The 18,971-nt window shown below is 68.3% G+C and carries 23 protein-coding genes; 12 read left to right on the forward strand and 11 right to left on the reverse strand.

Annotated features, from left to right (window positions below; all coding sequences use genetic code 11):
- Positions 1-111: 111 nt before the first annotated feature.
- Positions 112-762 carry a DUF6066 family protein gene (locus tag F0U60_RS31475; protein ID WP_395805324.1) on the forward strand — a complete coding sequence of 217 codons (651 nt, stop codon included), beginning with the start codon at positions 112-114 and terminating at the stop codon, positions 760-762.
- A gap of 9 nt (positions 763-771) precedes the next feature.
- Here the strand turns inward: F0U60_RS31475 and F0U60_RS31480 are convergent, their stop codons facing one another.
- From F0U60_RS31480 to F0U60_RS31510, 7 genes are all read right to left on the reverse strand, one after another.
- Complete coding sequence (locus F0U60_RS31480) at positions 772-2,223, reverse strand: trypsin-like peptidase domain-containing protein (RefSeq protein WP_395825539.1); 1,452 nt, start codon at positions 2,221-2,223, stop codon at positions 772-774.
- A 193-nt stretch (positions 2,224-2,416) separates the two neighbouring features.
- The gene (locus F0U60_RS31485; protein WP_395805326.1) at positions 2,417-3,040 is read right to left on the reverse strand and encodes a nucleotide exchange factor GrpE; all 624 of its coding nucleotides are present in this window, start codon (positions 3,038-3,040) and stop codon (positions 2,417-2,419) included.
- 50 nt (positions 3,041-3,090) lie between these two features.
- Complete coding sequence (locus F0U60_RS31490) at positions 3,091-3,336, reverse strand: hypothetical protein (RefSeq protein WP_395805328.1); 246 nt, start codon at positions 3,334-3,336, stop codon at positions 3,091-3,093.
- A 114-nt stretch (positions 3,337-3,450) separates the two neighbouring features.
- Positions 3,451-5,514 carry an ATP-dependent zinc metalloprotease FtsH gene (gene ftsH, locus F0U60_RS31495; RefSeq protein WP_395805330.1) on the reverse strand — a complete coding sequence of 688 codons (2,064 nt, stop codon included), beginning with the start codon at positions 5,512-5,514 and terminating at the stop codon, positions 3,451-3,453.
- 244 nt (positions 5,515-5,758) lie between these two features.
- Positions 5,759-6,712, reverse strand: a complete 954-nt coding sequence (locus F0U60_RS31500; RefSeq protein ID WP_395805332.1) for a hypothetical protein — start codon at positions 6,710-6,712, stop codon at positions 5,759-5,761.
- 1 nt (position 6,713) lies between these two features.
- Positions 6,714-7,121 (reverse strand): (deoxy)nucleoside triphosphate pyrophosphohydrolase, encoded by a 408-nt coding sequence (locus F0U60_RS31505; protein WP_203405620.1) that lies wholly within the window; start codon positions 7,119-7,121, stop codon positions 6,714-6,716.
- A 68-nt stretch (positions 7,122-7,189) separates the two neighbouring features.
- Positions 7,190-8,350 carry a serine/threonine-protein kinase gene (locus tag F0U60_RS31510; RefSeq protein WP_395805334.1) on the reverse strand — a complete coding sequence of 387 codons (1,161 nt, stop codon included), beginning with the start codon at positions 8,348-8,350 and terminating at the stop codon, positions 7,190-7,192.
- A 238-nt stretch (positions 8,351-8,588) separates the two neighbouring features.
- On the opposite strand from F0U60_RS31510, the gene F0U60_RS31515 reads away from it, so the two are divergent.
- The 3 genes from F0U60_RS31515 (at position 8,589) to F0U60_RS31525 (ending at position 10,556) form a co-directional block, all read left to right on the forward strand.
- Complete coding sequence (locus F0U60_RS31515) at positions 8,589-9,017, forward strand: helix-turn-helix transcriptional regulator (RefSeq protein ID WP_395805336.1); 429 nt, start codon at positions 8,589-8,591, stop codon at positions 9,015-9,017.
- 121 nt (positions 9,018-9,138) lie between these two features.
- Positions 9,139-9,630: a cytochrome c-type biogenesis protein CcmH gene (locus F0U60_RS31520; RefSeq protein WP_395805338.1), complete on the forward strand. Its 492-nt coding sequence runs from the start codon at positions 9,139-9,141 to the stop codon at positions 9,628-9,630.
- The gene (locus F0U60_RS31525; RefSeq protein WP_395805340.1) at positions 9,627-10,556 is read left to right on the forward strand and encodes a tetratricopeptide repeat protein; all 930 of its coding nucleotides are present in this window, start codon (positions 9,627-9,629) and stop codon (positions 10,554-10,556) included. The genes F0U60_RS31520 and F0U60_RS31525 overlap by 4 nt, the downstream gene beginning before the upstream one ends.
- Before the next feature lie 57 nt (positions 10,557-10,613).
- On the opposite strand, the gene F0U60_RS31530 is transcribed toward F0U60_RS31525, so the two are convergent.
- Positions 10,614-10,895, reverse strand: coding sequence for a LysR family transcriptional regulator (locus tag F0U60_RS31530; protein ID WP_395805342.1), 282 nt, complete (start codon positions 10,893-10,895; stop codon positions 10,614-10,616).
- A gap of 87 nt (positions 10,896-10,982) precedes the next feature.
- Between F0U60_RS31530 and map the strand changes: the two genes are divergently transcribed.
- Positions 10,983-11,756, forward strand: coding sequence for a type I methionyl aminopeptidase (gene map, locus F0U60_RS31535; RefSeq protein ID WP_395825542.1), 774 nt, complete (start codon positions 10,983-10,985; stop codon positions 11,754-11,756).
- An 89-nt stretch (positions 11,757-11,845) separates the two neighbouring features.
- Positions 11,846-12,271, forward strand: coding sequence for a DUF3592 domain-containing protein (locus tag F0U60_RS31540; protein ID WP_395805344.1), 426 nt, complete (start codon positions 11,846-11,848; stop codon positions 12,269-12,271).
- A 101-nt stretch (positions 12,272-12,372) separates the two neighbouring features.
- Here F0U60_RS31540 and F0U60_RS31545 read toward each other — a convergent pair whose 3' ends face one another.
- Positions 12,373-13,245 carry an aldo/keto reductase family oxidoreductase gene (locus tag F0U60_RS31545; RefSeq protein ID WP_395805346.1) on the reverse strand — a complete coding sequence of 291 codons (873 nt, stop codon included), beginning with the start codon at positions 13,243-13,245 and terminating at the stop codon, positions 12,373-12,375.
- A gap of 105 nt (positions 13,246-13,350) precedes the next feature.
- Between F0U60_RS31545 and F0U60_RS31550 the strand changes: the two genes are divergently transcribed.
- The 4 genes from F0U60_RS31550 to F0U60_RS31565 all read left to right on the forward strand — a co-directional run bounded on the left by F0U60_RS31550 (position 13,351) and on the right by F0U60_RS31565 (position 16,439).
- Complete coding sequence (locus F0U60_RS31550; RefSeq protein ID WP_395805348.1) at positions 13,351-14,250, forward strand: LysR family transcriptional regulator; 900 nt, start codon at positions 13,351-13,353, stop codon at positions 14,248-14,250.
- 242 nt (positions 14,251-14,492) lie between these two features.
- Positions 14,493-15,629, forward strand: a complete 1,137-nt coding sequence (locus F0U60_RS31555) for a DUF2380 domain-containing protein (protein ID WP_395805350.1) — start codon at positions 14,493-14,495, stop codon at positions 15,627-15,629.
- Positions 15,630-15,675: 46 nt separating this feature from the next.
- Positions 15,676-15,972, forward strand: coding sequence for a DUF2380 domain-containing protein (locus F0U60_RS31560; protein ID WP_395805352.1), 297 nt, complete (start codon positions 15,676-15,678; stop codon positions 15,970-15,972).
- The gene (locus tag F0U60_RS31565) at positions 15,969-16,439 is read left to right on the forward strand and encodes an NUDIX hydrolase (protein WP_395805354.1); all 471 of its coding nucleotides are present in this window, start codon (positions 15,969-15,971) and stop codon (positions 16,437-16,439) included. Before F0U60_RS31560 ends, F0U60_RS31565 begins: the two co-directional genes overlap by 4 nt.
- Positions 16,440-16,672: 233 nt before the next feature.
- Here F0U60_RS31565 and F0U60_RS31570 read toward each other — a convergent pair whose 3' ends face one another.
- A complete protein-coding gene (locus F0U60_RS31570) occupies positions 16,673-17,608 on the reverse strand; it encodes a LysR family transcriptional regulator (RefSeq protein WP_395805356.1) in 936 nt (311 codons plus the stop codon).
- A gap of 8 nt (positions 17,609-17,616) precedes the next feature.
- Between F0U60_RS31570 and F0U60_RS31575 the strand changes: the two genes are divergently transcribed.
- Positions 17,617-17,826, forward strand: coding sequence for a hypothetical protein (locus tag F0U60_RS31575; protein ID WP_395805358.1), 210 nt, complete (start codon positions 17,617-17,619; stop codon positions 17,824-17,826).
- 14 nt (positions 17,827-17,840) lie between these two features.
- Positions 17,841-18,209 (forward strand): DUF1330 domain-containing protein, encoded by a 369-nt coding sequence (locus F0U60_RS31580; RefSeq protein WP_395805360.1) that lies wholly within the window; start codon positions 17,841-17,843, stop codon positions 18,207-18,209.
- Positions 18,210-18,243: 34 nt separating this feature from the next.
- Here F0U60_RS31580 and F0U60_RS31585 read toward each other — a convergent pair whose 3' ends face one another.
- Positions 18,244-18,882, reverse strand: a complete 639-nt coding sequence (locus tag F0U60_RS31585; protein WP_395805362.1) for a TetR/AcrR family transcriptional regulator — start codon at positions 18,880-18,882, stop codon at positions 18,244-18,246.
- Positions 18,883-18,971: the final 89 nt, after the last annotated feature.

Genomic DNA, 18,971 nt, shown 5'->3' on the forward strand with positions numbered 1-18,971 from the left:
CGCCCCATACCGCCACGCACCACCACGTACCGCTACGTACCCACAAGCCGAGTGCCCGGAAGCACCGAGGGTGGCACCATCGCCCTCTCTCTTCTCTCTGGAGTACCCCTCGTGAGACGACTCTTCCTGACCGCCCTGCTCCTGCTGCCCGCGCTCGCCCTGGCGGACGTGGATCCGCGCTTCGCTCGGCTGCGCGATCAGGCCGAGCCCCTGGGTAGCCTTTCAACCTTCTTGGACAAGTACATCGGCGAGTGCTCCGGCCTGTTCACCCGCCCCTCCTGCCGGGGCGACGCCGAGGAATTTCGCAAGAAGTACGAAAACAAGCGGCTCTACATGATCGTCGGTGAGCAGGCGGCGAGCATGCTCAGCCCGGGCCCGTACCAGCCCGGCAGCGGCAACTACGTCATCCAACTCACCCCGTACTTCTCCGGGGACGCCTATGCGCTGACCCAGGGGATTCCCACGCAGGTGGACTCGGCGGGCAATCCGCTGCTGCCCTCGATGCGCATCACCGGCACCACGCGCGAGGGCTGGGGCGCCACCGACTTCCTGCGGCTCTTCTCCGCCCAGCGGATCCGGGCGCAGATCATCTTCACGCCGCAGGGGGTGTGGAGCCTCCCGCGAAAGGGAGGGGGCATGCAGTACGGCGTCGGAGCCCGCCTGGAGGCCATCCTCCTGACCCACGCGCGCACGGGCGAGCAGCTCGGGCTGTGGTTCGCCGAGGAGCCGGCTGGAGGCAGCAAGAAGGAGCGGAAGAAGTAGCCGGAGGGCTCAGGGCTCCAGCGCGACGTACTGCTGCACGGTTCCGCGCTGGATCCGCAGCAGCACCGACGAGCCCGCGCCGCCGCGCTCCAGCGCGCCCTTCACCGCCGCGATGTCCTTCACCTTGCGGCGGTTGACCTCGGTCACCACGTCCCCCGTGCGCAACCCCACGCGCGCCGCCGGGCTCCGAGGAAATACGGCCGACACCAACACCCCCGTGTAGGGCGCCAGACCCATGGGCCCCGCCACCTCAGGGGAGATGTCCCGCAGCACCAGGCCGAGCTCCTCCAGGTTGCCGGGGCTGGACAGCGCCTCCAGAACCGCCTGCGCCGGGCGGGCGGACAGCTTCACCAACACCTCCTGGGCGGTGCCCTCGCGCAGCAGCGTCAGCTTCGCCTCGGACCCCGGAGCCAGCATTGCCACCTTGCGCAGCAGCTGCTGGTACGAGTCCACCTGCTTCCCGTTCACCCCCACCACCTGATCTCCGGTGCGGATGCCCGCCTGCGCCGCCGGGCTGTTGCGGTACACCTCTTTCACCACCGCGGCCCGAGTGCCCGCCGGCGGTTGCTCGTCGATGACCACCCCCAGCCAGCCCTTCTGCAGCTGGCCGTTCTTGCGCAGGTTGGGCAGCAGATCCTTCACCATGTTGATGGGGACCGCGAAGCCAATGCCCTGCCCCTCGCTGATGATGGCCGTGTTCACGCCCACCACCTCACCGCGCATGTTGAAGAGAGGTCCACCCGAGTTGCCCGGGTTGATGAGCGCGTCCGTCTGGATGAAGTCGTCGAACGGACCCACGCCAATCACCCGCTCCTTGGCGGAGATCATCCCGTGCGACACCGAGTGGTCCAACCCGAACGGGTTGCCAATGGCCACCACCCAGTCCCCCACCTCCAGCTTGTCCGAGTCGCCCAGGTAGACCGCCGGCAATCCGCCCACGCCCTTGCCCAGAAGCCGCAGCAGCGCCACATCCGTGGAGGCATCGCGACCGACCACCTCGGCGTAGAACTCGCGCCCGTCCGACAGGCGCACCACGATCTCACTCGCCGCCACGTTCCCGCGAGCCACCACGTGGTTGTTCGTCACCACCAGGCCGTCTGGGGTGAGGATGAAGCCCGAGCCACTCGCCGTGCGCGTCGCGCCCTGCAGCGGGTTGGAGCCCATCACGTTGATGTTCACCACGCCCGCTTCCACCGCCCGGATGAGCGGCGCCAGTGAGGTGGGAGGCACAAAGCCCGGCAGCATCGGCTCGCTGGAGGACCACTCCCGCCACAGCCCCATGGGGCCGCTGCGCACCTGGGTCGAATCCTCGGCCCATGCAGCGTGCTCCCTCGCACGGGCCTGGAGCCAGGGGGCCAGCGGCTCCTGTCCTGCTGCGCCCGCTTGGGGAGCGATCACCAGTGGGAGCAGGACCAGCAGGCTGAGCAGGGGAAGAAAATGGCGATTCACGACACGGGCCATGGCGAAGGGCTCGAACACCCACTCCCTTCGCCTATTTCCCGGAACGGTAGACGAGGGGGGAGGCCCCTACCCTAAACCACCTCGGCGCCAGCAGGGCCCGAACTCTCAGGGCCAGGCGTTCACCCTGGCCGCCGCGCTCAGGCGCCCCGGGGTCAGCCCCCTCCTGGAAGAAGAGGGCTGGCCTCGCTGGGCCTCAGGCCTGCGCGGGGGCAACGTACTTGGCCACCTTCACGCGCGCAGGACGGATGATCCGATCCTTCAGCCGGTAACCCGCCCGGGCCTCAGCCACCACCTTCTGATCCTCATCAGGGTTGGTGGTGAGCTCCATATCCGTGGCCTCAGCCGTGTTCGGGTTGTACGGCAGGCCCACCACCTGAAGGCGCTCGATGCCCGACTGCTGCAGCTTCGACAGCAGCCCGTCGCGGATCATCTTGACGCCCTGAGCCAGCGGCGACGACACGTCTCCGCCGCTCATGGACAGGCAGCGATCCAGCTCGTCCACTGCCTCCAGCAGCACGGTGGCCACGTTGCCACGCTCCACGTCCATCATGCGCTCACGCTCGCGCGTGAGGCGCTGCTTGAACTCCTCGCGGTCCTTCTCCAGTTCCTGGTACGCGCGCGCCAGTTGATCCACGCGGCGCCGGGCCGTGCTCAGCTCCGCCTCCAGCCGCTCCCGCTCGGGATCCACCGCGGGGGCGGCCTCCTGGGCCTGCGTCTCCTGCTGCTCGGTGGACGTCTCGGGTGCGGCGGTGGCCGTGGCGGCCTCCGAAGCCTGATTCTCCTGGGACGGACCGTCTGTCCGGGGATTGCCGTTCATGCGGCGAACGTAACCAGCCCCGGGCATGTGTCAACGCAAGGACGGCTGTACTAGTGCTCGGCGGGCGTGGCGGGCTGCTCGGCCATGAAGCCGTGGTCCACCTGCCCGGTCACCTCGTCGATGATCTCCACCTGGGCAGCCCGGAGCGAGTAGTAGAGCAGCCATCGCTCGGCCGCCGTCAGTGTCCCCGCCGGCAGGGCCTTCTCGATCTCCTGCATGCTGAGACGGCCCTCACGCAGTCCCTTGGCGAACAGGGCCTTACGCGCCGTATAGCTCTTTCCGATTCTGTTCTCCACGGCCTCTCCCTCCTTCCCGGGCAACATAATTTCGCCCTTTCGACACCGCAGAACATGCAGCGCGAAAGGGCGATGGCAAGGCCAGGGAGCAGGCGACCAGGCGCCTGAGCCGTCTTAGGCGTCCGGGAGCTTCCCGTCGGAGTGCTGGACACCGGGCGGAGGTGGCTCCTCGCCGCCGGCCGGGTGCGCGGAGATGACCTGGCGGGCCTCGGGGTGGAGCAGCCCTCGCTCCGCGGCGGCCTTGGGCCCGAGGATGCGGCGGATCTCATCCTCCTCGATCACCTCGGTGGCGAGCAGTCGCGCGGCGAGCGCCTCCACCTTGTCGCGGTGGGTGGTGAGCACGTTGCGAGCTCGATCGAGCGCCTCGGTCACCATCTTGCGGATCTCCTCATCCACCATCCGCGCTGTCTGCTCGGAGTAGGTGCGGATCTCCGGACCGCCAGCCGAGCGCAGGAAGGCCTGCTGTTCGGTCCCCAGCGCCACGGGCCCCAGCGTGCTCATGCCGTAGTCACGCACCATCAGCTTGGCGATCTCCGTCGCCTGCTTCAGGTCGTTGGAGGCACCGGTGGAGACCTCGCCGATGAAGATCTCCTCGGCGGCGCGCCCACCCATCATCGCGGCCATCTTGTCGCGCAGCTCGTCGAAGGACATGAGATAACGGTCCTCGAGCGGCAGGGACATGGTGTAGCCCAGCGCGGCGATACCGCGAGGGATGATGGACACCTTCGTTACACGCTCGGCGTGCGGCAGCATCCACCCCACCACTGCGTGGCCGGCCTCGTGGTGCGCGACAATCTCCTTCTCGCGCTCGTTCATCCGGCGGTTCTTCTTCTCCAAGCCCGCCACCACGCGCTCGATGGCCTCCTCGAAGTCCGCTCGCATGACGGCGTCGCGGTTGCGGCGCGCGGCGAGCAGGGCCGCCTCGTTCACCACGTTGGCCAGGTCCGCGCCCGCGAAGCCCGGGGTGCGCGAGGCAATGGACTTGAGGTCCACGTCCGGCCCCAGCCTCACGCCACGCGAGTGGATCTCCAGCACCCGCTCGCGGCCCCGCTTATCCGGCCGGTCCACCAGCACCTGCCGATCAAAGCGGCCCGGACGCATGAGCGCGCTGTCCAGGATCTCCGGACGGTTGGTGGCCGCCAGGATGATGAGGCCGGCGCGGCTGTCGAAGCCGTCCATCTCCGCCAGGAGCTGGTTGAGCGTCTGCTCGCGCTCGTCATGGCCACCGGCGACGCCCGCGTTGCGGCTCTTGCCGATGGCATCCAGCTCGTCGATGAAGATGATGCACGGCGCCTTGGCCGTCGCCTGGGCGAACAGGTCGCGCACGCGGGCGGCGCCCACGCCGACGAACATCTCCACGAACTCAGAGCCAGAGAGGCTGAAGAAGGGCACGCCCGCCTCGCCCGCCACCGCGCGAGCCAGCAGCGTCTTACCCGTACCCGGAGGGCCCACCAGCAGCACGCCCTTGGGGATGCGGCCTCCCAGCCGACGGAACTTCTCCGGAGTCTTGAGGAACTCGACAATCTCCCGCAGCTCGTCGACAGCCTCGTCCACACCGGCCACGTCCTTGAAGCCCACACCGGTGTCGGCCTCGGCCTGCACCTTGGCGCGCGTCTTCCCGAAGCTCATCACGCTCTGCGGACCCTGGCCAATGCCGCCGGCCATCCGCCGCATCATGAAGCTCCAGAAGAGGAAGGCGAGGCCCAGGGGCACAAGCCACACCCAGAGCACATCGGCGAAGTTGGACTGGGGCACCGCCTCGTACTGAAGGCCCTTCTCCTCCAACAGCGGGACCAGATCGTTGTCACCCTGGACGCGGTAGGCCAGCCACGGCAGCGCGCTCGGCTCGCTGCGCAGAGGTCCAGCGCCCGTCGTGGGAGTGTCCGAGCCCTGAGGCGCGGCGTTCTCCTTGAGGAACCCCTTCACCCAGTCCGGCGAGAGCTGCACCCGGGAGAACCTGTCCTCCTGGATGGCCTCTCGGAACCGGCTGTAGCTCACCCGCTGCACCCCCGCGTCCTGGAAGACGTTGCGGAAGAGCATGAAGCCCAAGACGAGCAGAAGGATGTAGCCCAACGGAGAGCCGAACCGAAAGCCCTTGTTCGTGGGAGGCGTAGGCTTTTCCTGCTTCTTGCCGCGCGGGCCCATCCCCGGCGGCGGCATCGTGTTCTGAGGCTTCATCGTCGGCGCACTCCCCCTCCCCCATGCCACGCACCCCCGGTGGTGCGTGGTACGACTGAATCTGCGGGCAAAAGATGTTCACACTCGCCCGCCGGTCAACCCGGCGTGTGAAGCACCTCCGGGTATTTGGGGTAACGCTGGAACAGCGCTCGTCCATCCGGGCGAAAGCAATGCCCGGTAACAAACACTTCCCAATCAATAACACCGCGCGAGGAAACGGCTCGCGTTCACCCGAGGACAGCGATCAGCGGCAATCCACCCGGTACAGGATCTGCCCGGCGAACTCGGAGCCCAGCAGGAACGAGCGGCCATCGGGCAGCCAGGTGATGGCCTCGGACTGGGCCTGGCTGGGACCGGGAACCTCCGCCACCTCTCCCTGGACGAGATCCTCCAGCCGCGTGGCCCCGGGCCGACGCACCTCCCACACGCGCGTGTAGGTCCGCAGCAACAGGCGCTGCCCCGATGGGTGGAGCGCCGCCGCGGTGGTGCGGAAGTCGACGTTGCCCGGCGTGTGCAACGTACCCAGGTGGGTGGCCTTCGTCACCGTGCCCGGCGCGAGCCCATCCAGCGCGAAGAGCTCACCCAGTGAGTCACGCTCCTTGGTGACGATCGCCAACCGGGCCGTGCGAGGCTCGAGCACAAGCGACTCAGCATCATGGGGCCTGTCCGGATAGGTGAAGGGAAGCGTCTCCACGGCGACAGTGGCATCGGCCACGGGGTCCGGCTCCGGGAAACGAAAGATGCGCACCTGCGGGCGGCGCTCGAAGTTATCTCCGGTATCAGCGAGGTAGATGCACGAGCGCTCGTCCCCTGGGGCACACGGCCCCAGGGCGATGTCCTCGAGGTCCATCCTCGCCTGCTCCTTGGGCTCGAGGCCGGTGAGCGTCAGGGTGGCGAGCACCTTGCCCGACGTGTCGATGGCGAACACCCGGAAGGTGTTGCCCGAGTCGTTGTGCGTCCACAGCACGCCCTCGTGCCGGGTGCTGGCGGCGAGGCCCGACATCTCGGCTAGCGCCAGGGGGACACGGCCCACGTTCTGAGGCGTGCCGTAGAGCCGACAGCCGGGCAACCCACCCGTGGCCGTGGGTGGGTAGCGTGGATCAACGGCCGCGGTGGCGGCATCGGGGCTGGAGGGCTTCTTCGTCGTGCAGGCCCCCAGCACTGCCCCCACGAGCAGCAGGGCGAGACCCCGACGCACGTCAGGCTTCCAGACCCAGCAGCTTGGCGAGTGTCTTCGCGTCCGCGTCGGGGAACTGGTACTTCGACATCTCCTCCAGCGTCACCCAGCGATGATCGTGCACGCGCAGGTGATGGATGGCCGACTCGGGGCTGGAGAGCCGGCAGCGGTAGACGCGGAAGTCGATGTCGTAGGTGGGGTACTCGTGGTGGGTGTGGAGAGCCTGATCCATCACCACCACCTCCACGCCCATCTCCTCACGAATCTCCCGGGCGAGCGCCTGCTCGTCCGACTCCCCTTCCTCCACGCGACCTCCAGGGAACTCCCACAGCAGCGGCAACGTCGCCTTGGGGGGACGCTGGGTGATGAGGTAGCGCCCCTCGGCGTTCTGCAGCATCGCGCCGACGACGCGGATGTGACGGCGAGCCATCTCCGGACTCCTTCTGACGGAAGCAGAAAGGCGGCGGCCTAACACGGCCCGGGCCCCCAGGCCAAGCCTCAGGACTCCTTTCCAGACCCTCCTGGGCCCCGCGGTGCCCCCCGCCCCCGCTTCCGAGACGAGTCAGAGGGCTCCTGGGGCTCCTCCAGCGCCTCCAAGGCCTCCCGGGTCAGGGTGGAGACCTCCTGCACCAGCTCGGAGGCCCCGTACCGCTGGCCGGAATTCCACAAGTAATCGCGGAGCACCTGGGCCAGCTCCGCCCCCGTGGAGTAACGGTCCTCCCGCCGCGGCGCGAGCACCCTGTTGAGGATGGGCTGTAGCTCTCCGTTCAGCGAACGCGTCGCCTCCTCGACCTGTTGAGGACTCAGCTGGCGCATGCGCTTCATCAGCTCCGTTGTCCGCGCGGGGCTCAGCTCCGCGAGGCCTGGCCCGCGCAGCGTCCCGTCCCCGCGCGCGCGCAACTGGCGGCCGCGGAGCTCGGCCTCGTGGCGCGCGACGGCGTCCAGCAGGTGCCGGCCCGTGAGGAGCTGCAAGAAGACGAGCCCCAGGGAGAACAGATCCGAGCGCCCATCCAGCTGCTCCAGCATGGCCCGCTCGGGGGAGCCGTAGGCGATGTTGCCCAGATCCGAGTCCCCTTCGGTGGAGATGCGGCCCTCGAGCCGGGACCAGGCCCCCCCGAAGTCCAGCAGCTTCACCTCGCCGTGCTGACTCACGATGATGCCCTGAGGAGTCACGTCCCGGTGGACGACGGCCAGGCTCCGCCCCTTTTGATCCAACAGGCTGTGCGCGTGGTGGAGCCCCTTCGCGACCTCGGAGGTCACATAACACGCGAAGGCCTCCGACAAGGAACGGCCCGCCCTCGCCGCCAGACGCATCAAGTCACCCAGGGCCTGCCCCTCGACGTGCTCGATGAGGAGCAGCGGCTCGTCCGGCGTGCCCGTGAGCTGCTGCACGGAGACGATGTTGGGGTGGCGCAGCTGGCCGCCCAGGCGCGCCTCCTCCACCAGACGGTGGTAGTCCTCCTGGCGCACCACACGGTTGAGCCGCTTCATGACCGTGTAGCCGCCCAGGCCCTCCTGGTAGCGCTGGCGCGTCAGCAACAACTCTCCGTGATGCCCCTGGCCCAACGAGCGTATGAACTCGTAACTCACCAGCCCAGCGTCGAACACCACCGGGTAGGTCCCGCGCGAGGGGTTTTCAGGGGTCTGCCGGCTCGACATGTGAAGCGCTCCTTGGGGGTATCCGCGAGATGACTCGAAAGGTAAACATGTGCCACGCCAGGTACCAAGAACGATGACAAAGCAAGGGTGGCACGAACGTTGGAACGGTGACCTCGAAAGTCATGTCTACCTCACAGATGACTCTTGAAGTCACCACTTTTCCGGTTATCTTAGAAGTCATGTAGCCCCAGGTCTTCCAGACCGTAGGCCTTCACCTCTCTCTCCAGGACCGCATGGCATGGAACACCCACGAGGACTGGCAGCGACCATCGGGACCGCGGCTCGAGCGGCTCGGGTTCGGGCCAATCTCACCCAGGAGGACGTGGCCGAGCGGGTGGGGCTCGCCACCGAGGTGTACGGTCGACTGGAACGTGGCGGGATGCTCCCCAGCGTGCCCACGCTCAAGAAGCTGTGCGAGACCCTGAACATCCCCTCGGACATCCTGCTGGGGCTCACCCCCGCGCAGGAGAACTTCTGGACGACGCGAGAGCCCCCGGAGCCGCCCGCTGAGGAACCCGCGGAGATCCGCCGGCTGCTGCGTACCCTGAGGAAGCTGGAGCCCGCCGAGTTCCGCCTGCTCAGCGTGCTGGCCGCGGGGCTCCTGCGCCTGAGGCAGATGCGGCCGAGCCGTGCGCCCCTTAAACGCCCTGAAGGAAAACGCCCATAAGGAAGCCTCCCCCGTCCCCCAGGCGCCAGCCGGCCGGGCGGCACCTCTCCTTCCCTACCCTCGGGTTTCACTGGGCAACACCCGGTCTCTGGCGATAGGTAAGCCGGATTCCGGGGACCCCATGACCGCTGCCCTCCTCTCCCTCACCCTCTTTCTCGCCTCGGGCCAGTTCGCGCCCCAACAGGCCGGGAGTGAACCCCTCGCGCCGCACCTGGAGGTCCGCGTGCAAGCGCTCGCCAAGGAGCTGCGCTGCGCCGTGTGCCAGGGCCTGTCCGTCGCGGACAGCCCCTCCTCCATGGCCCGAGCCCAGCTCGACAAGGTGCGCGAGCTGGTGTCCCAGGGGAAGTCGGATCAGGAGGTCCGTGACTTCTTCGTGGCCCGCTACGGCGAGTGGGTGCTGCTCCAGCCCAAGGCCGAAGGGGTGAACCTGCTCGTGTGGCTCGGCCCGGTGGCGCTGCTGCTGGGCGGCGCGTGGGTCATCGCCCGGCAGGTGCGGCGTGGGCCCGAGCAGCCTTCCACCCCGGCCGCCTCCGCCCCCGTGGCGTCTGGCACCGTGAACAACGATTCCGTGGACCCGTACCTCGCGGCCGTGCGCCGGGAGCTGGATCAATGAACCCCCCGACCACCAACTGGCTGCCAGGCATCGTCGTGCTCGCGGTGGGCTTCGTCGCCGCCGCGCTTTTCCTCCTCACCCAGCGCCGCAAGGGTGGGCCCGCGCCGCAGGCGAAGGACGGGGTGCTCGAGGACCTGGAGCGCCGCTACCAGTCCCTCATCGAGCAGCTCAAGGAGCTGGCGGCGGACAAGCACGCCCTGGCGCCAGAGCGCTACGAGGCGGAGCGGTCGCGGCTGGAGCAGGAAGCCGTGGCGGCGCTGCGCGCCCGGGACGAGTACCAGAAGAAGCGGGAGACGGACGGGACGAGGGCTTCCGCGCCCCAGACGGCTCCGGTGGCAACGGGCTTCCTGTCGCCGCAGCTCAAGGGCGCGCTGTGGGGCGGCGGCATCGTGCTGTTCTTCGGCATCCTGGGCTACACGTTGGTGTCCGAGCAGCGCACGCGCGGCGAGGAGGATGCCGCGACGGGCCGGGTGCCTCCGGGCATGGCGGCGAACGGGCAGCAGCAGGAGGACCCGGAGCTGACCCAGGCGATGGAGCGGCTGAAGAACAACCCGGGGGACCTGGACGCGGCGGCGCTGCTGAGCCACGAGCTCATCCGGCGGCAGATGTACGAGGAGGCGGAGCGCGTGACGCTGCGCGCGCTGGCGATCGATCCGTTCAACGTGGAGCTGCGGGTGCACAAGGGCGTGCTGCGAGCGGTGCGCGGCGACGAGGCCGGCTCGGAGCAGGAGTTGATGCATCTGGTGGACACGTACCCGGACGCGCAGGAGGCACTGCTCTTCCTGGGTGCCATCGCCATGAAACAGGGCGACAAGGCGAAGGCGCTGGATGCCTTCGAGCGCTTCGCCGTGGAAGTGCCCTCCAACATGCACCCGCCGCCGCTGCTCGCGGCCATCCAGCAGCTGCGCAGCGAGCTGGGCAGGTAGGCATAAGGCGGCGCCCGGCGCACGCATCCCCTGGAGGGCGAGCGGGAAGGCGTGGGGTCAGGTGCCGCCGGAGCGGTCCGCCGCCACGCCGCGCACGGTGTGCACGGCGGCATCCACCTCGGCGAGGATGCGGCGGGCGTGCGAGAGGAAGGCCTCGCCCGCCGGCAGCAGGCGCATCCCCCGGGGGGTGCGCTCGAAGAGCGGCGCGCCCAGTTCGTCCTCGAGCGCCAGGATGTGACGGCTGAGCGGCGGCTGGGACAGGTGGAGCCGGCGCGCGGCGCGGCCTACGTGGCCTTCCTCGGCCACCGCGACGAAGGATTGGATGTGGGTGAGGCTCACGCGTTCAGTCTAATCCCTTCCCCGCCCCCATGCCTCATGCTCATCCAGCATTGGACGGCGGGCCGGGGGCCCGGCCACCTTGGCGCCATGGGCATTCCATTGATGAAGGACGGAGAGGTCGAGCGGCTGCGCCTGGCGGGCCGGGCGGCGGCGGGGACGCTCGCCTACGTAGCGTCGCGGCTCGCGCCGGGCATCACCACGGCGGACATCGACGGCTGGGTCCGTGAGGACACGGCCCGGCGGGGGGGACGGCCGAGTCAGCTCGGCTACAAGGGCTTCCCGGCGGCGGTCTGCACGAGCCGCAACCACGTGGTGTGCCATGGCATCCCCCGTGCGGACGAGCGCGTGGTCTCCGGGGACATCATCAACGTGGACGTCACCACGTGCCTCAACGGCTTCCATGGGGACACCTCGGCCACGTTCCTCATCGGCGAGGTGTCCGACGAGGCCCGGCACGTGGTGGACGTGGCGCGGCGGTGCCGGGACGCGGGCATCGCCGTGGTGCGCCATGGGGCGAAGCTCGGGGACATTGGCGCCGCCATCCAGGAGCTGGCCCAGAAGGAGGGATGCAGCGTGGTGGCCGAGTTCGGCGGCCATGGCATCGGTCACCAGATGCATGGGCCGCCCCACGTGTCCCATGTGGGCAAGAAGGGTACGGGCATCACCCTGCGCTCGGGCATGGTCATCACCATCGAGCCCATGGTGAACCTGGGCCGCGCGGGCATCCGCGTGCTGCCGGATGGGTGGACGGTGGTCACCGAGGACGGCAGCCTCTCGGCCCAGTTCGAGCACACCGTGCTCATCACCCGCGACGGGTGCGAGGTGCTCACGCCCCCGCCCGAGGACTTCCCGGGCGCGTGAGGTCGAAGGGGCGGCATGGATCGCGCCTCGTTTGACCCCTTCTCGGGGCATCGTGGCCGCCGCCAGTGATGAGTTGCTAGACTATCTCGATGACCCCTCCCGACATTCAGAGCCGCTTCTGGACCACGGTCGTCATCGCCGTGCCCTGCCTGGCGTTTGGCGGCTTCGAGTTCATGACCACCTTGCGGTTCGTATTGTACGCCGAGGCGTCACACGGAGTGGTGGTCTCCGCGAGCCAGCGGGGGGACGGCCAATACACGATGTTCAAGGGCTATCCGGAGGTGATCACGTTCTCGGATTCAGACGGCAACGAGCACACCACAACCCTCTACTATGGGCAGCCGGGCCACCATCCGCCGGGGTCCTCCGTCAAGATCCTGTACAACCGGTACGACCCGGCCCGTACCGCGCGCTACGGGTTCGCGGCTCAGCTCTGGCTCATACCGGGCGCCTTTCTGTTCATCGGCGCCTTTGGGCTGACCGGCGCGTTCGTGATCCGGAATCGCGGCTACTGAGGGTGGAATCGCCCGGTCGGGCCATTGAGCTGGCTAGCCAGCTCAAGGCGAGTGAGCCCATGCCATCCGCTCAACTCACCGTCTTCGGGGACGAGCCGAGGTCAGGTCCGCTCCGCAAGACGGTTCAAGGTGTCCATGTCCTCAGCGCTCAGGGTGAGCGCGGAACTTGCGAGGTTCTCCCTGAGGTGTGTGACCGACGACGTGCCCGGGATGAGAAGCACGTTGGGGGACCGGTGTAGGAGCCAGGCCAGCGCAACCTGCATCGGTGTCGCGCCCAGCCGCGCGGCCACGTCGTTCAGCGCGCTCGACTGCAGCGGCGTGAACCCGCCCAGCGGGAAGTACGGCACGTAGGCCGTACCCCTGGCGGCGAGCTCGTCGATCAGGGCGTCGTCACGCCGGTGCGTCAGATTGTAGTGGTTCTGCACGCAGACGATCTCGGCGATCTTGCGACCCTCGGCGACCTGCGTCGGCGTGACGTTGCTCAATCCGATGTGGCGGATGAGGCCGCGCTGCTGAAGCTCTGCGAGCGCGGTGAGCGGCGCCTCGATCGAGCCTTCCGCCGGGCCCTCGACGCTGAACATCGCACGGAAGTTCACGACATCGAGCACATCGAGTCCGAGATTGCGCAGGTTGTCGTGGACCGCGCGCTCGAGGTCAGCCGAGGAGAACGCAGGCTCCCACGAACCGTTGGGGCCGCGCACCGCGCCGACCTTTGTGGCGATCAGCAGACCGTCGCGATACGGGTGCAGCGCCTCACGGATGATCTGGTTGGTCACGTGGGGGCCGTAGATGTCACTGGTGTCGAGATGGTTGACGCCCTGGGCGATGGCCTCTTGCAGCACAGCGATCGCCGCCTTGCGGTCCTTGGGCGGGCCGAAGACGCCGGGGCCGGCGAGCTGCATTGCGCCGTAACCCACGCGGCGAACGGTGTGTGTGCCGATGCGATAGCTGCCTGAGATGTGACTGTTGGTCACGGCGAAGCTCCTTCGTTGATCGAGGTTGCCCACCGATTTACGCAAGGAAGCACTGCACGACTATCGGTGGCAATCCGCACAGGTCGTGCGAAAATCCGCACAGTGATGGATGAACTCGCGGATCTCACGGCATTCTTGACGGTCGCCCGCGAGGGCGGATTCCGCAGTGCTGCTCGCGTGGCGGGCAGCAGTGCTTCGCGCATGGGAGACGCTGTCCGTCGGCTGGAAGCCCAGCTCGGCGTTCGGTTACTCCATCGAACCACGCGCAGCGTGACGCTGACGGACGCAGGGGCTCGGCTGCTCGAACGGCTCGCGCCTGCGCTCAGCGAGGTGCGCTCGGCGTTGGACGTGGTCAACGACTTCCGCGACCGACCCGCAGGACGCCTGCGGCTCAACGTACCGATCGCGGCAGCGCGGCTCGTGCTGCCGCGCATCGTGCCGCCGTTCCTCGCGAAGTACCCCGACATTTGTCTGGAGGTGATCGCCGAGGAGCGCCTCGTCGACGTGGTGGCCGAGGGCTATGACGCGGGTATCCGCTACGAAGAGCGGCTCGCGCAGGACATGGTGGCTGTTCCAATCGGTCCTCGCGTCCAGCGATTCGCGACAGCCGCCTCGCCCGCATACCTCGCTCGTCGTGGGCGCCCCGAACATCCGCGCGAGCTGCTGAACCATGATTGCCTGGGGGGACGGTATGCGAGTGGCCGGCTGCATGCGTGGGAATTCGAATGCGACGGAGAGACCCTCAGCGTCGATCCGAAGGGACCGCTGATTGTCGGTCTTGGCACGACCACCGACCTTGCAGTGGATGCGGCCGTGGCTGGCACCGGGATCATCTACGACTTCGAGGATTGGCTTCGTCCCTTCATCGACCGAGGCGAACTTGAACCCGTGCTCGAATCATGGTGGCCGAGCTTCTCAGGGCCGTTTCTTTACTACCCCGGCCGTCACCACCTCCCGACACCGCTGCGTGCGTTCATTGACTTCGTCAGAACGATGCAGCCCTGAGGCAGCCAAGACGCAAGTGCCCTGGACCTCCAGCCAGTTGTCACAGGCACTGGCGGAGCATGACCTCCAGCTCGGACCCCGGCAAGTGCGCCGCTATCTCAACGCCATGGTCGACTCGTTGCCTATGAAGCGCCCAAGGGTCGACGCGTCAATGCCATCGTGGCCTACCGGCTTTTAGGAGGCGCGCCTACGCTGCGCTTCCAGGTGGGGTGGACCATGCGCGCTGAGTCGCCAGGATTCAGGTGGACGGGGCTGCTGCTCGCCCTGGCCCTGCTGTCCAACGCCTGTGCGTCGCTGACGTCACCACCCGGCCGGGGACGCACCTGCGCTATACGCCGCACGAGGCCGCCGCGCCCGCATGGGCCGGAAACCCGGGCGAGGAGTCCGCGCCCGAGCCCGAGGGTCCACAGCGGCTGCACCGCCGCCAGGACATGCGGGAGGCGGTGACGGCGGTGGGCCCTGGCGGCACGGAGGAGACGGCGAGGCAGAGCGCCCTGGCGGCCCACCTGGCGTTTCGCGGTGCCCTGCTCGACGTGCCGGGCTCCACCCGCGACCTCTCCGGGGAGCTGTCCAGGTTGCGCAAGAGCCACTGGGGCATTGCCAGCAAGGCCGCTGGTCTCTTCGTGCCCTCTATCGAGTATGGCCAGAGCCAGTTGCGGTGGTTGGACGCTGAGTTCGCCGCGGCCACCCGGTTGGCCCACGCCGCCGCGGAGGTGGAGGACCCGGACATGCAGCTGGCCCTGCTGCGTCTGGCGGGTCCACGGCTGGAGGCCGCCATGCTGGGCTCGCTGCTGCTCGCGGCATGGGTGGACTTCCTCAACCTCCTCGATGTGGCGTTCAAGCAGGGCTACAACTCGGTGGAGACGCTGTTCGTGGACATGGACCGCTGGCGGAAGATGGTGGAGCCGGCCATGACGGCACTGGCCTCGCGGGAGCCAGGGCAGGTGGAGGCAGCGGCGGAGAACATGCCCGCGCTGATGGGCTACCTGTCCGGCGAGTTCAACAGGACGGCGGAGCGCCTTCACTCGGGGCTGAGGAACGTCGAGAAGGTGATGTTGCTGGCGCAGCTCATGGAGCTGGTGACGATGAGGTCGGCGCTGAAGTTCTCGCTGCCCGCGTTGCGGCCCTCGGCCCCCGCGACACTCGGGGTGGGCATGGTGATGGGCAACAACGGCGTGATGATGGGCACGCGCATTGTCGTCTCCGCCGAGTGGGTGGAGATGATGAACCGGCTGGTGCGGGCGGGCGTCCTCTCCCTGCCCGCCGTCAGCGCCGCAGTGCGGATTCAAGCTGGCCAGCTAATGATGGCGCACGGCCAGCTGCCGCGCGGCGTGCGCGAGGCACTGGGAGATGGGCCGAGGTGCGGGGCATTCGCGTGACGGGCAAGGCGGGGGCCGGTATGGCCGAGCCCCCCGCCACCACGTCATGCCGGAAGAGTTCCGCGAGTGGTTCGAGAAGCGCGGCTTCACCGGCGAGATGGACATCGACCAGTTCTGCGTCAAGCTGGAGCAGGCACACCATCAGGCAATACACGGCGGTGGGAACTGGAAGCTGGGGCGCACATGGCCCGGCGAATGGAACCGGATGATCATGAGCCGATTGCGTGAGGCCGAGGTGTTGGCCGGACGGATGTTGACGCGAAACGACATCCTGGAGATCGTCGCAAAGAACATGAGGGACTATAGAATCCCGATGAAGTTCATACGCTGGAGAGCACGATGAGCGATGGGCGTGCGTGGCAAGGCAACGTAAAGGTGCGCCTGTATGAGCGAGTCCATAAGCGTGGATACGATTCGCTCACCGCCTTTGCCGAGGCGCGTCCTACCGTCCCGTTGTACTTGCTGGCCGAAGAGCTTGGAAAGGATGACGTTGCAGCAGTGCAAGTATTGAGCGGATTGCTTGGCGAGGCGGAGCAGCGCAAGCAGGTCACACGCTTTGTTCGCGACGTGCTTGTGCGCGAGCTGTCCGAAGGTCTCCCCAGCGGCTGGCCGGCCGTGTTGAATGACGCCAACCGTTTCGAAGTCGCCAAGGCGCTCAGCTCGTGGATTGCCTACACCCCAGATACTCATCAGGACAAAGCAAGACAGGTCAGCGCAGCGCTCGTCGCCAAACCACCGCCCCCCGGCTGGCGCCCGCTCGGTCCCGACGACGAGCTGCTGCTCACGCTCCTGCCGGATGAAGAAGTCTAAGCCCCCGGACATCTTTGGAGGGTGAGGGCTGGTGCAGAGGGGCCAAGGAGGGCCGCTGACGGGTGGCCGTGCGCCCGCCGACACGCACAACGATTTCGCCCCGCGTGATCCCACGCTCCTCGTCTGGAAGCCGTGACGGTCCTGCCTCGAGGGCAACACAGCCCTGCCCACCCGAGGGCTACAGCGACCGCGCGCACGCTGCCAGAGTCATCGGCATGTCAAGACGATGCGGGTCAGAGCAGATCAGAGAAGTCCGGGGCGCGCGCGCTCAGGAAGGCCATCAGCGTGGCGAGGCGACCGGGCGTCAGTCGGCGATCCCGGCGCAGCATGACCACGCTCACGGCGGCGCCGCGGTAATCGGCGAGGACCTCGACTGCCGCGCCGTTCCGGAGCGAGGCGGCCGCGAGGTAGAGCGGGACGCATGCGATACCGCCGCCCGCGAGCATCGTACCCCAAACGGCGTCGCCGTCGTCGAACGCGAACCGCGCCCGTGGCTCGTAGGTCCCTCCGGTCGTGCCGGCCACCGTCCGGTGGGGCCAGGGCTGGATCCGTCCGCTCTGGGGGTTCCGGAACCTGACGAGGTCGTGCTCGTCGAGCTCCGCGATCGTCCGCGGCGCGGGTCGCCGGGCGAGGTAGCTCGGCGCGGCGCAGATCACCCACGGGCACATGAACCACGTTTGATGGATGTGGCCTGGCAGACCGGCGAGGGAGCCGGATCGGATCGCGAGGTCGATGCCGCCGTCGGCAAGATCGAGGACCTCGTTCGTCGCGCGGACGTCGAGCTGGATCTCGGGATGAAGCCGCGCGAGCTCGCCGAGCATCGGCACGAGGACGTGCCGGACGAACCCCACCGCCGCGGTGAGGCGCACGACGCCGGCGTCGCCGCTGCCTCTGGCATGCCCGGCCGCTTCCTCGAAGGCCTCCGCCGTGCGCACGGCCTCTCGCGCCGGCTCGAGCAGCGCCTCTCCGGCCTCGGTGAGAGAAAGCGCGTGGGTCGATCGGTGGAGGAGCCGCACGCCGGCGCCCTCCTCGAGCCGGGTGATCGCCTTCGACACACTCGCCGACGACATCCCGAGGCGGCGACCGGCCTCGGCCACCGAGCCGGCGTCCACCACGGCGATGAAGCATCGCAGCTGCGGAACGGAGACCTCGAAGTCGATGGCGCTCATGGCCCGCGGTGTACCGCGCGAGTTCCGAGCACCGCAAGGGCGCGGGCGCACCTCGTCTCGGTCGGGCTCTTCCTCGCGACGGGCTGCGCCGCTACCGCACACATCCGACGCCCGCAGTGCGCACCTCGATGACGGAGCAGATCCTCGCCTTCGACGGCGAGCATCGCATCACGAGCATCCTCCTCTTCAACAACGTGCCGAAGCAGACTCTCAAGTAACGAAAGGAATCCAAATGATTGCGTTCACTCCCACCGATCTCGATCGCTTCCTCCGCGAGGACGACGGCGCGCCGGTCGTCATGCTCAACCTGCTCCGCTTCCGCCCCGACGGCGGACGGGAGCGCTACTTCGAATACCTGCAGCTGGCGGGTCCGCTCGTCGCGCGCTACGGCGCGGAGATCCTCTACGCGGGCGACGGCATGACGCCGCTCGCGGCGGAGCCGGGCCAGGCCTGGGACACCGTCGCCCTGGTCCGCTATCCGAGCCGGCGCGCCTTCGCGGACATGCTCGCCGATCCGGAGTACGCGGTCGCCGATCCCGTACGCAGGTCGGCGCTCTCGGAGGCGGTCCTGCAGCCCACGTGCAGTGTTTTGCCGGCCTGAGGCGAAGGTGAAAGCTGGCCTCCCTCCAGCCCGCTCAGCGCTTCGTGGCGGGCGCGTGGAGGACGAGGCTCGCGACGGAGGCTCCCACCGCGCGGCCCATCCCCTCCAGCTCCGGCAGGCGCGCTGCCTTGTGCCCGAGGAACCCCTCCGTCCACAGCGAGGTGAAGCCATGCACCGCGCTCCAGGCGGACACCGCCACCACCCACGTGTCCGGCTCGGACAGCTCCGGGCGGGCCTCGGCCACCGCGCCGCGCATCAGCTCGAACGACTCTGTGCCCAGACGGTGGTACTCCTCGAAGCGCGGCTCCTTCAGCTCCGGCAGGAACATGACGCGGTAGTGCGCCGCGTGCTTCACCGCGAACTGGATGTAGGCCGCCGCCATCCCCTCCAGGCGCTCCGCCCAGCCGCCGCTCGCCTCCCGGGCCTGCTTCATCGCCGCGTTCAGCGCGACGAAGCCCTCCTCCGCCACCGCCGCCAGGAGTGACTGCTTGTCCGGAAAGTGGTGATAGGGCGCCGCCGTGCTGACACCCGCCCGCCGCGCCACCTCGCGCAGCGACAGCTCCGCCACGCCCTCCCGTGCCAACACCTCGAGCGCCGCCTCCACCAGCGCCCGCCGCAGGTCGCCGTGGTGGTACCGCGCCCGCCTCTTTTCGCCCGTGCCTCGCTGCGCCATCGCTTCCCCTCCTTACCTCCCCCGGGCTCCGGACGCTCATCTTGACACCGCTTAGATGAGCCGTTATTCAATTTAAGCACTGTTCAGAT

Source organism: Archangium minus (assembly GCF_044360475.1).
Taxonomy (GTDB): Bacteria; Myxococcota; Myxococcia; order Myxococcales; family Myxococcaceae; genus Archangium; species Archangium minus.

Excerpts from the sequence above, each read along its gene's own strand:
- F0U60_RS31585 (WP_395805362.1), bottom strand. The coding sequence starts at position 18,882 with ATGGCGCAGCGAGGCACGGGCGAAAAGAGGCGGGCGCGGTACCACCAC.
- F0U60_RS31485 (WP_395805326.1), bottom strand. The coding sequence starts at position 3,040 with ATGAACGGCAATCCCCGGACAGACGGTCCGTCCCAGGAGAATCAGGCT.
- F0U60_RS31520 (WP_395805338.1), top strand. The coding sequence starts at position 9,139 with ATGACCGCTGCCCTCCTCTCCCTCACCCTCTTTCTCGCCTCGGGCCAG.
- F0U60_RS31515 (WP_395805336.1), top strand. The coding sequence starts at position 8,589 with ATGGAACACCCACGAGGACTGGCAGCGACCATCGGGACCGCGGCTCGA.
- F0U60_RS31505 (WP_203405620.1), bottom strand. The coding sequence starts at position 7,121 with ATGGCTCGCCGTCACATCCGCGTCGTCGGCGCGATGCTGCAGAACGCC.
- F0U60_RS31560 (WP_395805352.1), top strand. The coding sequence starts at position 15,676 with ATGCCGGAAGAGTTCCGCGAGTGGTTCGAGAAGCGCGGCTTCACCGGC.
- F0U60_RS31550 (WP_395805348.1), top strand. The coding sequence starts at position 13,351 with ATGGATGAACTCGCGGATCTCACGGCATTCTTGACGGTCGCCCGCGAG.
- F0U60_RS31580 (WP_395805360.1), top strand. The coding sequence starts at position 17,841 with ATGATTGCGTTCACTCCCACCGATCTCGATCGCTTCCTCCGCGAGGAC.
- F0U60_RS31540 (WP_395805344.1), top strand. The coding sequence starts at position 11,846 with ATGACCCCTCCCGACATTCAGAGCCGCTTCTGGACCACGGTCGTCATC.
- map (WP_395825542.1), top strand. The coding sequence starts at position 10,983 with ATGGGCATTCCATTGATGAAGGACGGAGAGGTCGAGCGGCTGCGCCTG.
- F0U60_RS31480 (WP_395825539.1), bottom strand. The coding sequence starts at position 2,223 with ATGGCCCGTGTCGTGAATCGCCATTTTCTTCCCCTGCTCAGCCTGCTG.
- F0U60_RS31570 (WP_395805356.1), bottom strand. The coding sequence starts at position 17,608 with ATGAGCGCCATCGACTTCGAGGTCTCCGTTCCGCAGCTGCGATGCTTC.
- F0U60_RS31525 (WP_395805340.1), top strand. The coding sequence starts at position 9,627 with ATGAACCCCCCGACCACCAACTGGCTGCCAGGCATCGTCGTGCTCGCG.
- F0U60_RS31565 (WP_395805354.1), top strand. The coding sequence starts at position 15,969 with ATGAGCGATGGGCGTGCGTGGCAAGGCAACGTAAAGGTGCGCCTGTAT.
- ftsH (WP_395805330.1), bottom strand. The coding sequence starts at position 5,514 with ATGAAGCCTCAGAACACGATGCCGCCGCCGGGGATGGGCCCGCGCGGC.
- F0U60_RS31510 (WP_395805334.1), bottom strand. The coding sequence starts at position 8,350 with ATGTCGAGCCGGCAGACCCCTGAAAACCCCTCGCGCGGGACCTACCCG.